General features: G+C 61.1%; 10 protein-coding genes. 9 read left to right on the plus strand and 1 reads right to left on the minus strand.

What is annotated here, in order from left to right; genetic code table 11:
• Positions 1–163: 163 nt before the first annotated feature.
• Positions 164–1,126 carry an AEC family transporter gene (locus HT585_RS21000; protein ID WP_176354772.1) on the plus strand — a complete coding sequence of 321 codons (963 nt, stop codon included), beginning with the start codon at positions 164–166 and terminating at the stop codon, positions 1,124–1,126.
• Here HT585_RS21000 and HT585_RS21005 read toward each other — a convergent pair.
• The gene (locus HT585_RS21005) at positions 1,094–2,305 is read right to left on the minus strand and encodes a UbiH/UbiF family hydroxylase (protein ID WP_176354773.1); all 1,212 of its coding nucleotides are present in this window, start codon (positions 2,303–2,305) and stop codon (positions 1,094–1,096) included. The two genes, HT585_RS21000 and HT585_RS21005, sit on opposite strands and share 33 nt — an antisense overlap.
• Positions 2,306–2,585: 280 nt before the next feature.
• Here HT585_RS21005 and pcsA point away from each other — a divergent pair, with 280 nt between their 5' ends.
• From pcsA to HT585_RS21045, 8 genes are all read left to right on the plus strand, one after another.
• Positions 2,586–3,311, plus strand: a complete 726-nt coding sequence (gene pcsA / locus HT585_RS21010) for a phosphatidylcholine synthase (protein ID WP_176354774.1) — start codon at positions 2,586–2,588, stop codon at positions 3,309–3,311.
• A gap of 10 nt (positions 3,312–3,321) precedes the next feature.
• Positions 3,322–4,299 (plus strand): quinone oxidoreductase family protein, encoded by a 978-nt coding sequence (locus HT585_RS21015; protein WP_176354775.1) that lies wholly within the window; start codon positions 3,322–3,324, stop codon positions 4,297–4,299.
• Between the two features lie 49 nt (positions 4,300–4,348).
• Positions 4,349–5,923, plus strand: coding sequence for an ATP-binding cassette domain-containing protein (locus tag HT585_RS21020; protein WP_176354776.1), 1,575 nt, complete (start codon positions 4,349–4,351; stop codon positions 5,921–5,923).
• Positions 5,913–7,007, plus strand: coding sequence for an ABC transporter permease (locus tag HT585_RS21025; RefSeq protein ID WP_176354777.1), 1,095 nt, complete (start codon positions 5,913–5,915; stop codon positions 7,005–7,007). Before HT585_RS21020 ends, HT585_RS21025 begins: the two co-directional genes overlap by 11 nt.
• Positions 7,007–7,927, plus strand: coding sequence for an ABC transporter permease (locus tag HT585_RS21030; protein WP_176354778.1), 921 nt, complete (start codon positions 7,007–7,009; stop codon positions 7,925–7,927). Before HT585_RS21025 ends, HT585_RS21030 begins: the two co-directional genes overlap by 1 nt.
• Before the next feature lie 48 nt (positions 7,928–7,975).
• Positions 7,976–9,046, plus strand: a complete 1,071-nt coding sequence (locus HT585_RS21035) for a BMP family ABC transporter substrate-binding protein (protein ID WP_176354779.1) — start codon at positions 7,976–7,978, stop codon at positions 9,044–9,046.
• A gap of 331 nt (positions 9,047–9,377) precedes the next feature.
• Positions 9,378–10,124: a FadR/GntR family transcriptional regulator gene (locus HT585_RS21040; RefSeq protein WP_176354780.1), complete on the plus strand. Its 747-nt coding sequence runs from the start codon at positions 9,378–9,380 to the stop codon at positions 10,122–10,124.
• A gap of 175 nt (positions 10,125–10,299) precedes the next feature.
• The gene (locus HT585_RS21045; protein ID WP_176354781.1) at positions 10,300–11,592 is read left to right on the plus strand and encodes a hemolysin family protein; all 1,293 of its coding nucleotides are present in this window, start codon (positions 10,300–10,302) and stop codon (positions 11,590–11,592) included.
• Positions 11,593–11,751: the final 159 nt, after the last annotated feature.

Genomic DNA, 11,751 nt, shown 5'->3' on the forward strand with positions numbered 1-11,751 from the left:
CTCAACCTATGGGAATCGATCGGGTTGATGCTATTGGGTTGAATGGGCCCAATTGCGCGGCAGCGCGAACGTTGCGCTTGAACGGCGCCTGTCGCAGCGGCTGGGCACTGGGTGGGGATCTGTTCCCGCTCAGCGGATCGCATGCGCGTGGTCGGGGAGTGGCATGACGGAAATTGCTGGTCTGGTACTGCCGTTCTTCGGGCTGATTTTTCTCGGTTATCTCACTGCCCGTTTCGTCGAGCATCCCGGCGAGGCGATGGGGTGGCTGAACACCTTCATCATCTATCTCGCTTTGCCGGCGTTGTTCTTCAAGCTGGTGTCGCGAACGCCGATCGAACAGCTGACGCGCGCCGATTTCATCCTGACGAGCGTCGGCGCGACCTACGTCGTCTTTTCGCTGATCTTTATTGTCGGCCTTTACGTTCGGCGCAACTCCGTCGGCGAAGCGACCATCCAGGGCTTCGCGGCCGCCTATGGCAATATTGGTTACATGGGACCTGGGCTTGCCTTGCTGGCGCTGGGCGACGCCGCGGCGGTGCCGGTGGCGCTGATCTTCTGCTTCGAAAATGCGGCGCATTTCACCGTGGCGCCGGCGATGATGGCGCTTTCGGGCGGGCGAAAGCAAAATCCCGCGGCGCTCGCTGTCGGGATTGCCCGCAAGATCATCCTGCACCCATTCATTCTGTCGACGCTCGCCGGCGTGGTGGCGGCATTCTTCGCCGCCCAGCCGCCGTTGCCCGTGCAGCGCTTGATCGACTATCTGGCGCAGGCGGCAGCCCCTTGTGCGCTGTTTGCCATGGGTGTCACGCTGGCGCTGCGGCCAGTCAAGCGCATCCCGGTGGAGATCGGATATATCGTGCCGGCCAAGCTGATCCTGCACCCGGTATTGGTGTTCACGGCGCTCAGCCTGACGGGCAGCTATGATCCGGTCTGGGTGCAGACGGCCGTCCTTCTGGCAGCCTTGCCGACCGCGACCAACGTCTTTGTCATCGGCCATCAGTATGGTGTCTGGCAGGAGCGTGCCTCGGCGACGATCCTGATCACCACGCTTCTTTCGGTCGCAACCGTGACCGGGCTGCTCTATCTGATCCGCTCAGGCGCTCTTCCGGCCGATCTTTTCCCGTAGGCCGTCCTTCAGTGCGTGCAACGCGCTGCCCGGGTGCACGCCTTCGCGCATCAAGAGGCTGCGCAGCGGTCCTGCAGCCGAGAGGATGTGCAGCCCGACGGCGCGCAGCGCCTGTATCGGCAGGAAGCCCGACAGCAGCGACCGGTTGAGGAGGTCGACGCTGGCCGTGCGGCTGAGGATGTCGGGGCGGCGACGGCTGTCGAATCTGTCGCCGATATCACCCGGAAGATTGTCGTCCGTTTTTGCACCGATCAGATCGACCAGCGTCATTGCATCGCGAAGGCTCAAGTTGAGGCCCTGGGCGCCGATCGGCGGGAACGCGTGCGCCGCTTCGCCGACAAGCGCGACGCGGCCCTTGCCGAAGCGATGGGCGCTCATGCCGGATAGAGGGAAGGATTGCGGCGCAGCCTCGACGGTGACCTTGCCGAAGATCGACTGCATCCGGTCTTCGACGGCGCGAGACAGTGTGGGGAGGTCGAGCGCCAGGGTGTTTGCGGCATCTTCGGGCTTGCGCACCCAGACGAGGCTCGAGCGATTGCCGGGCAGGGGCACCTGGGTGAAGGGGCCGCTCTCGGTGTGAAATTCGGTCGACGTGTCCTGGTGCGGAAGTTCGTGCGCAAAGTTGAGGACGACGGCGGTCTGCGGATAGGACCAGGTGCTGACGGCGATCTTGGCCGCTTCGCGCACCGGCGAACGGCGACCATCGGCGCCGACGAGCAGATCGGCCGTGATATCGCGTCCGTCATCCAGCGAAACCCGCGCCTTCTCGTCGGAGAGGTCGAAATCGACCGCCGACATCGTCAGGCGGTCGAGCGTTGCTGTTTCGGAGGCGCGCTGGCGCAGGATATCGAGGAAGGGGGCATTTGGAATGTTATAGCCGAAAGCCGCAAGTCCCACTTCCGAGGCACGAAAGTTCACGGTCGGCGCGCGCAGCAGACGGTTGGTGCCATCAAGAATGCGCATCGTCGACAGCGGCGCCGTCAGCGGCTGAACCTTGTCCCAGAGGCTCAGCTTCTTCAGATACTCGATCGACTGGTCCATCAGCGCGGTCGTCCGTCCGTCGGACGATACGGGCTCCGGCCCGATCAGCGCAACGCGGTAGCCAGCCTCGGCAAGCGCGATCGCTGCCAGGGAACCCGCGAGACCGGCGCCGACGACGGCAATGTCGTAATGTTCCATGATGGGAAGAACCCTTTTGCTCGCGCCATAAAGCGCCTGCTGCTTTCATCTCGATCTTACTTCTAGTCCTCGGCAAGTGCGAAATAAATGGGTTGAATCAGCGCAGAAGCAATTTGGAAGTGTCCACAGAACAATCTTCACCGGACAAAGTGATTGCTTGAATTTTGCTGGCGATACGTTGCAAAGGGTGCATATTACGCGCAATGCGCCGCCAAAGCGGTTGGGGTGGGGTCACAGCCCCGTCTGGCGAAGTGCACAAGGGGATAGGCGGCGTTCGCAGATGAAGTTTTTCAACTATAAAAGAGTCCCTTACGCTGAGATTCGCGCCTTCTCCGTGCACATACTGACCGCTTCCGGGTCGTTTCTCGCATTTCTCGGCGTCGTTGCTGCGGCCGAACACCGCTTCGTCGATATGTTCTGGTGGCTGGGCCTGGCCTTGCTAGTGGACGGTATCGACGGTCCGATCGCCCGGAAGGTGCGGGTCAAGGAAGTGCTGCCCAATTGGTCTGGCGACACGCTCGACAACGTCATCGACTATGTCACCTACGTGCTCTTGCCGGCTTTTGCGCTCTATCAGAGCGGCATGATCGGCGAGCCGTGGTCCTTCGTGGCCGCGGGTGCGATCGTTGTCTCGAGCGCGATCTACTACGCCGACATGGGCATGAAGACCGACGAGTATTTCTTCTCGGGCTTTCCTGTCGTCTGGAACATGGTGGTCTTTACGCTCTTCGTTGTCCAGGCGAGCGAATTGACCGCCTCTATCGTCGTTTTCGTGTCGGTTGTGCTGACCTTCCTGCCGATCAACTTCCTGCATCCGGTGCGCGTCCAGCGGCTGCGGGCGCTCAATCTCGGCGTCTTTTTTGTCTGGTCGGCGCTCAGCATGTACGCGCTGCTGCTGCATTTCGTGACGCCGGCCTGGGTGGTGACCGGTGTTCTTGCAACAGGCATCTATCTCTACGTGATCGGTTTCGTCCTGCAGATCTTCCCCAAGCTCGGCCGGACCTAGGAGCTCCTCGATGGCACAGGCAATTGTCGTACGCGAACTCGGTGGACCTGAAGTCCTGAAGCTGGAGGGCGTGACGCTCTCGCCGCCGGGGCCGGGCGAAGTGCAGATCCGCCAGGTGGCTGTCGGGCTCAACTTCATCGACGTCTATTTCCGCACCGGGCTCTACAAGTCCGCCTCGGGCCTGCCCTTTATTCCCGGCAAGGAAGGGGCTGGGATCGTGACGGCTGTTGGTGATGGCGTCAGCCTTTTGGGCGTCGGCGATCGGGTGGCCTATGCTTCCTCGGATGGCGCCTATTCCAGCGAACGCAACGTCGAAGCCTCGCAACTGGTCAAGGTGCCTGACGGCATCTCGCTCGAGACGGCAGCTGCGATGATGCTCAAGGGCATGACCGCGCAATATCTGCTCAACCAGACCTTCCAGGTAGGCCCGGAAACGACGTTGCTCTTCCATGCGGCCGCCGGCGGCGTCGGCTTGATTGCCGGCCAGTGGGCAAAGGCCCTCGGCGCAACCGTCATCGGCACGGCCGGATCTCAGGAAAAGATCGATCTGGCGCTTGCCCATGGCTACGACCACGTCATCAATTACCGCACCGACGATTTCGTCGCCCGGGTCAAGGAACTGACCGACGGCAGGGGTGTCGATGTCGTTTATGATTCGGTCGGCAAGGATACCTATCCTGCCTCGCTCGATTGCCTGAAATCGCGCGGCCTTTGGGTGAGCTTCGGCAACTCGTCCGGGCCGGTCGATGCCTTCAGCATTGGCATTCTGGCGCAGAAGGGATCGCTATTTGCGACGCGTCCGACACTCTTCGGTTATGTGTCGACGCGACCTGCGCTTGAAGCGTGTGCAAAGTCCCTCTTTGATATTGTGCAAAGCAACAAAGTGCGTATCAATATAAATCAGACTTATCCGCTTGCAGACGCCGGTCGCGCGCATACGGATCTGGAGACAAGAAAAACGAGTGGAACAACACTGCTGATTCCTTGATCGAGGCCTTAAGGCGGACGGGGATCGACAGAGGGGAAAAGAGGGCAGCGTGCCTGTTGAGGGAGCAACTGCGAACAGTCCGTTGTTGACTGTGAGCAACCTGACGAAATTGTTCGGCTCGTTTGCAGCCTGCAATGACATCAACCTGCAGATAGACCAGGGCGAAATTCACGCCCTTCTCGGCGAAAACGGCGCCGGAAAATCGACGCTGGTGAAGATGCTGTTCGGCGTCCTCGCACCGACGGCGGGCGAGATCGTGTGGCAGGGGCGCAGTGTGCGCATTGCTAGCCCCGCGGCCGCGCGCAAGCTCGGCATCGGCATGGTCTTTCAGCATTTTTCGCTGTTCGAAGCCTTGACCGTCGCTGAGAACATCGCCCTGTCGATGGACGGCAACATATCGCTCGCGAAGGTCGCTGAAGAAGCTTCGCGTCTGTCCCACGCCTATGGCCTGCCACTCGATCCGAAGGCGCACGTGGCCGATCTTTCCGTCGGCGAGCGCCAGCGCATCGAGATCGTCCGTGCACTGTTGCAGAACCCGCGCCTGATCATTCTCGACGAGCCGACCTCGGTGCTGACGCCGCAGGAAGCCGATCGCTTGTTCGAGACCCTCAACAAGCTCAAGGCGGAAGGACGCTCGGTCCTCTACATCAGCCACCGGCTGGAGGAAGTGCAGCGCATCTGCGACCGCGCAACCGTGCTTCGCCATGGCAAGGTCACAGGTGCTTGCGACCCGAAGGCCGAGACGCCGGCGTCTTTGGCGCGCATGATGGTCGGAAGCGACGTAGCGGCCGTTACCGCCGAAGGAACCAGCACCAAGGGTGACGTGCAGCTGGAGGCGCGGCATCTTTCCGTGTCCGCACGCACGCCATTCGCCGTCTCTCTCAAGAACATCTGTCTCAAGGTGCGTGCCGGTGAAGTGCTGGCGATTGCCGGGGTGGCGGGCAACGGCCAGGGCGAGCTTTTCGATGCGCTTTCCGGTGAATACCCGGTTGCCGACGATGCGGCCGTCCAGATCAGGCAGAAGCCGGTTGGTAACAGGAACATCAATGCGCGACGGCTGATGGGCGCCGGTTTCGTTCCGGAAGAGCGTCACGGTCATGCCGCCGTTTCGGCCATGCCGCTCTCCGACAATCTCTTGCTGGCCCGAAGCCGATCCGATGCCAAAGCCTTTCTCGGTGGCGGGTTCCTCAAAATCATCCGCCGAGACGCGGTCGCCACGGCGACCAAGCGCATCTCCGAAGCGATGGACGTGCGCAAGAGCGGGGAAGACCCACCGGCAGGTTCGCTTTCGGGCGGTAACCTGCAGAAATTCATCGTTGGTCGTGAACTCGACCGCCAGCCGGCAGTGCTGATCGTCAACCAGCCGACCTGGGGGGTGGATGCAGGGGCTGCCAGTCGGATCCGGCAGGCGCTCGTCGACCTCGCCAAGGCAGGGTCCGCGGTGCTGGTGATCAGCCAGGATCTCGATGAGATCTTCGAGGTGGCAACCGAAATCGCGGTAATCAGCGAAGGGCGGCTCTCCGATCCCTATCCGGCACGCGAGCTTTCGCGTGAAAAGATCGGTCTGCTGATGGGCGGCATGTACGGCAAGACGGAAGGCACGGGGGCTGTGCATGCGCATTGAACTGGAAAAACGGGCCAAGATTTCGACGCTGTTTTCGATCCTGTCTCCGTTTATCGCCTTCCTGCTGATGATCATCTTCGGCGGCATCATGTTTGCGCTTCTCGGCAAGAACCCGGTCACAGCGCTCTACAGCTTCTTCGTCGAGCCTTTGAGCGAGGTCTGGTCGCTGCATGAACTGGCGATCAAGGCCGCACCGCTGATCCTGATCGCCGTCGGCCTCTCCGTCTGTTTCCGGTCGAACAACTGGAATATCGGCGCCGAAGGGCAGTTCATCATGGGGGCTATCGCCGGCTCCATCCTGCCGGTTGTGTTCTACGACTGGCAGTCGCCTCTGGTGCTGCCGCTGATGATGCTGATGGGCATGCTGGGTGGCGCGCTGTTTGCCGCCATTCCCGCCTTCCTCAAGGCGCACATGAATACCAACGAGATCCTGACGAGCCTGATGCTGGTCTATGTCGCCCAGCTGTTTCTCGATTGGCTCGTGCGTGGACCCTGGCGCAACCCGGGTGGCATGAACTTTCCGGAGACGCGCACCTTTGCGGCGGATGCAATCCTGCCGGAAATGATCGCATCGGGGCGCACGCACTGGGGCTTTGCCTTCGCTATCATCGCGGCGATCCTCGTCTGGTTCATGATGCGCTACACGCTGAAGGGTTTCGAGATCTCGGTTCTCGGCCAGTCCGAGCGGGCAGGGCGCTTTGCCGGCTTCTCGTCCCGGCGGATGATCTGGTTTTCGATGCTTTTGTCTGGTGCGCTTGCCGGTCTTGCCGGTATTTCCGAAGTCAGCGGCGCGATCCAGCAGTTGCGCCCGGTGATCTCGCCCGGTTATGGCTTCACGGCGATCATCGTGGCGTTTCTCGGCCGCCTCAATCCACTTGGCATTATTGCTGCCGGTCTCGTTCTGGCGCTGACCTATCTTGGCGGTGAGGCGGCCCAGCTGTCGCTCGGCGTTTCGGACAAGGTTACCCGCGTTTTCCAGGGCCTGCTCCTGTTCTTCGTGCTCTCCTGCGACACGCTCATTCACTATCGCATCCGGCTGGTTTGGTACCGGTTCACTGCGTCAGATCTGGACGGGAGCCGCTGATGGGCATTGTCGAAGCCATATTGCTGAGCGTCATCACCGCCGCGACGCCGCTCGTCATTGCCGCTCTCGGCGAGCTGGTCACGGAACGCTCCGGCGTGCTCAACCTCGGTGTCGAAGGCATGATGGTCATGGGCGCCGTCAGCGCCTTTGCCGCCACCCAGATCACCGGTTCGCCCTATCTCGGGATATTGGCCGGCATCGCCTGCGGCGCCGTGTTCTCCCAGCTCTTTGCATTCCTGACCCTGACGCTTGTTGCCAACCAGGTGGCGACGGGTCTGGCGCTGACGCTGCTTGGCCTCGGTGCTTCAGGCATGCTCGGCGAGAGTTTCCTCGGCATACAGGGCATCAAATTGCAGCCGATCGCCATCCCGGTGCTGGCGGATATCCCGGTCATTGGGCCACTGCTGTTCCGGCAGGACATCATTTTCTATCTGTCGATCGCGCTGGTCGCTGGTGTGCACTGGTTCCTGTTCAAAAGCCGGGCCGGCCTGAAGCTGCGCGCCGTCGGGGACAGCCATGCGTCGGCCCATGCCCTTGGCGTCAACGTCATCAGGACGCGCTATCTCGCGGTGATGTTCGGTGGCGCCTGTGCAGGCCTGGCGGGCGCTCAGCTGTCGCTCGTCTACACGCCGCAGTGGGTGGAGAACATGTCGGCCGGGCGCGGCTGGATCGCGCTTGCGCTGGTGGTGTTTTCGTCATGGCGTCCGTGGCGGCTCATCGCCGGTGGTTACCTCTTCGGCGCCGTATCCATCAGCCAGCTTCACGCGCAGGCCTTCGGTCTCGGCATTCCCTCGCAGCTTCTGTCGTCGCTTCCCTATCTCGCGACGATCATCGTCCTCATTCTCATTTCACATAACCGGCGCACGACCCTGATCAACACGCCGGCATCGCTCGGTAAGCCGTTTGTGCCAGATCGGTGACAATAACAATCCAGACGGACGTTTCTCAAACCGACAGAGGTCAAGAAAATGAAAAAACTACTGCTCGCTCTCGCAAGCACAGCCGCCGTCATCGGCTTTGCCAGTGCTGCCGCCGCCCAGGAAAAGGCCAAGGTCTGCTTCGTCTATGTCGGTTCGAAGACCGACGGCGGCTGGACCCAGGCACACGATATCGGCCGTCTGGAGCTGGAAAAGGCGCTCGGTGACAAGATCGAGACGCAGTTCCTCGAAAGCGTTCCGGAAGGCCCGGATGCCGAGCGTGCGATCGAGCGTCTGGCCCGTTCCGGCTGTGGTCTGATCTACACGACGTCCTTCGGCTTCATGGACGCAACGATCAAGATCGCCCAGAAGTTCCCGGACGTGAAGTTCGAACACGCAACCGGCTACAAGACCGCGCCGAACGTCGCGACCTACAACAGTCGCTTCTATGAAGGCCGCTACATCCAGGGCGTGATTGCCGCCAAGATGTCCGAAAAGGGCGTTGCCGGTTACATCGCGTCGTTCCCTATCCCTGAAGTGGTCATGGGCATCAATTCCTTCGTCATCGGCGCGCGCTCGGTCAACCCCGACTTCAAGATCAAGGTCGTATGGGCGAATACCTGGTTTGACCCGGGCAAGGAAGCCGATGCCGCCAAGGCGCTCGTCGACCAGGGCGTCGATATCCTGACCCAGCACACCGACACGACTGCGCCGATGCAGGTTGCCGCGGAGCGCGGTATCAAGGCCTTCGGCCAGGCTTCGGACATGATTGCCGCCGGTCCGAAGACCCAGCTCACCGCGATCGTCGATACCTGGGGCGCATACTACATCAAGCGCACGCAGGCCTTCCTGGATGGCAAGTGGGAAACCACGTCGAGCTGGGACGGCCTGAAGGATGGCATCCTGACGATGGCGCCATACACCAACATGCCTGACGACGTGAAGAAGCTGGCCGAGGAGACCGAGGCCAAGATCAAGTCCGGCGAGCTGAAGCCGTTCACTGGTCCTCTGAAGAAGCAGGACGGCAGCGAGTGGCTGGCGGCGGGCGCATCGTCGGATGACGGTACGCTGCTGGGCATGAACTTCTACGTCGAAGGCGTCGACGATCAGCTGCCGAAGTAAACCCGATCGTAAGATCGAGACTAAGTGCAAACCCCGCCGCCAAGGCGGGGTTTGTCGTTCTCGTCGGCTGAACGCGAGACCCCGCGGCGGCCCGTCTGCAACTGTGAACTGGTGTTGTTCTCCTCGCGGAGACTGATGCAATTCATGGTCGTGAGGGCCGATTTCAACACTAGTGCAGCCTGCCTGCATTTCGTGTAATGCTCTGAGGAATCGGTTGGCCGTTTAGGTGCCCGCCCGTCCAGTTCTCGGGGATGAGGGGATTGACGGCGAACCGCATGTTGAGGCGCCGCATCCGGCGCTGTCAGGCAAGGGAGTGCCTGGAGGAGGTGGGTTGAACAGGAGTTTGCTGGAGACGGTCCTTTCCGGGACGCGGAAGCGCACCAGTCATGCGCATGTGGTCGACCATCTCGGCAAGGCGATCGTTTCAGGCGAGTTCCCGATCGGATCGATCTTGCCTGGAGATCCGGAGCTTGCAGCGCGCTTCAAGGTGTCGCGCACGGTTCTTCGCGAAGCCATGAAGACGCTTGCCGCCAAGGGCCTCGTCGTTCCGCGCGCCCGCATCGGCACGCGCGTCACGCCCCGAAACGACTGGAACCTCTTCGACAACGATATCCTGACCTGGCATTTCGAATGCGGCGTGGACGAGGCGTTCCTCTACCATCTGAGCGAAGTGCGTCTGGCCTTCGAACCGCATGCAGCGGCCCTTGCGGCAAGGAACGCGTCCGACGCCGAGATCAGCCGCATGATGCGCCTGGCCGTGGCCATGGGCGAAGCCGGCCACACGGCGGAAAGCCTTGCCTATGCCGACCTGAAATTTCATCTGTCGATCGCCGAGGCTTCAGGAAATCCGTTCATGCGCACCGTCGGCGGCCTGATCGAGGCGGCGCTCGTCGGCATCTTCAAGCTGAGTTCTCCGGTTGCCGAAAAGGGTGGCGTCGACGAAGTCGCTCGCAATCACATCCGGATCGTCGAAGAAATCGGCCGCCGCGACGAAGCGGGCGCGCGTGCTGCCATGGAAAATGTCATCAAGATCGGACGCGAGCGCGTGCGTGGTGCCCTCCGGTCGAGCGAAAGCTGAGCCGGTGTGTCTAAAAGAAGCGACTTAGGCCGGGTATTTCCTCGCGAAATACGGGTGAAGCGCATTTGGTGACACGGATTTCGAGACTTGCGCTTGCTCGGATCGTCCGCTGGCCTTATTTGGTGAACGGTCGCTCTCGATTGGGCGACTTTTCGTCAACGGTGACCTGGAGACCATGTCCGAATTTTTTGTCATTTTCGTCCTGCTTTTGATCAACGCATTTTTTGCTCTCTCGGAAATGGCAATCGTCTCGGCAAGCAAGCCATTGCTTCGCCAGATGGCAAAACAGGGAAATCTCCGCGCCGATGCGGCACTGAAGCTGGCGGAAGATCCCGGCAAGTTTCTTTCCACCGTCCAGGTGGGCATCACTTTGGTCGGCACGCTCGCCGGCGCCTATGGTGGCGCGACCATCGCAGCCAAGTTCGCGCCGTTCTTCGACAGCATCGCCTGGATCAACCCCTACGGCCATCCGGTCGCCGTCGCGATCGTGGTCACACTGATCACATTCCTCTCCGTCGTTATCGGCGAGTTGATCCCCAAGCAGCTGGCACTGAAGAATTCGGAGGGCTTCGCGATGTTCGTCGCCCGGCCGATGACGCTTTTGTCGCGCATCGTGGCGCCGGTCGTCTATCTCTTCGAAACCTCCGCTGCCCTGATGATGCGTCTGCTCGGCATCCGCCCCGATGACCCGGACCATGTGACCGAAGAGGAAGTTCACGCGATCATGGCTGAGGGCGTGGAAAGCGGTGCGATCGAAAAGTCGGAGCACGAGATGCTTCGCCGCATCATCCGCCTCGGCGACCGCAACGTGAAGTCGATCATGACGCACCGCACCGAGATGAGCTTCATCGACATCAACGACAGCCTGGAGACCATCGGCGAGAAGATCCGCCAATATGGTCACTCCCGTTATCCCGTCGTCGACGGACCGAGTGGCGACGTTATCGGCGCGGTTCTGGCCAAGGAAATCCTTAACGCGCCGACGTCGGTTCCGCTCGACGTGCGCAAATATGTGCGCGAGATCCACACTCTGCCGGAAACAGCGTCCTGCCTGAAGGCGCTCGATGCCTTCAAGTCGTCAAGCATCAACATGGCGATGATCGTCGACGAATACGGCAGCACCGAAGGCATCATCACCATCGCTGATATCCTCGAGGCGATCGTCGGCGTTTTGCCATCGAACTATGACGATCTGGAGCATGCGCTGATCCGCCAGCGCGAGGATGGCACCTACCTGGTCGACGGACGCACGCCGATCGATGAAATCCACCTGACCATCGGCATCGAAGGCATCGATGCCGACGGAAACTTTGAAACGATAGCGGGCTTTCTGGTTCAGCAGCTGCGCAAGACGCCGGAAGAGGGCGATATCGCGATTGCCCATGGATATCGCTTCGAGGTGATCGACATGGATTCCCGTCGCATTGACAAGATCCTCGTCAGCCGCTGCGAGAGCACCGCTGCCTGATGTGCCGATGAGGACGCGGCGCCGCTTGGGCGTCGCGGGCCAGACATTTGTTACTGGCGTTATGGCTGATGCAGTCGTCGTTCGGGAAAAGCGGATAGGCTGAAAAAGCAAAAGGTCGGGCAATACCCGACCTTTCCCTCAAATCATCACGGCGCCTGC

The organism is Ensifer oleiphilus (assembly GCF_013371465.1).
GTDB lineage: Bacteria > Pseudomonadota > Alphaproteobacteria > Rhizobiales > Rhizobiaceae > Ensifer > Ensifer oleiphilus.

What these genes read in the sequence shown, in the direction of transcription:
- HT585_RS21000 (WP_176354772.1), top strand. Translation starts at nt 164, where the DNA reads ATGACGGAAATTGCTGGTCTGGTACTGCCGTTCTTCGGGCTGATTTTT.
- HT585_RS21005 (WP_176354773.1), bottom strand. Translation starts at nt 2,305, where the DNA reads ATGGAACATTACGACATTGCCGTCGTCGGCGCCGGTCTCGCGGGTTCC.
- pcsA (WP_176354774.1), top strand. Translation starts at nt 2,586, where the DNA reads ATGAAGTTTTTCAACTATAAAAGAGTCCCTTACGCTGAGATTCGCGCC.
- HT585_RS21015 (WP_176354775.1), top strand. Translation starts at nt 3,322, where the DNA reads ATGGCACAGGCAATTGTCGTACGCGAACTCGGTGGACCTGAAGTCCTG.
- HT585_RS21025 (WP_176354777.1), top strand. Translation starts at nt 5,913, where the DNA reads ATGCGCATTGAACTGGAAAAACGGGCCAAGATTTCGACGCTGTTTTCG.
- HT585_RS21030 (WP_176354778.1), top strand. Translation starts at nt 7,007, where the DNA reads ATGGGCATTGTCGAAGCCATATTGCTGAGCGTCATCACCGCCGCGACG.
- HT585_RS21035 (WP_176354779.1), top strand. Translation starts at nt 7,976, where the DNA reads ATGAAAAAACTACTGCTCGCTCTCGCAAGCACAGCCGCCGTCATCGGC.
- HT585_RS21045 (WP_176354781.1), top strand. Translation starts at nt 10,300, where the DNA reads ATGTCCGAATTTTTTGTCATTTTCGTCCTGCTTTTGATCAACGCATTT.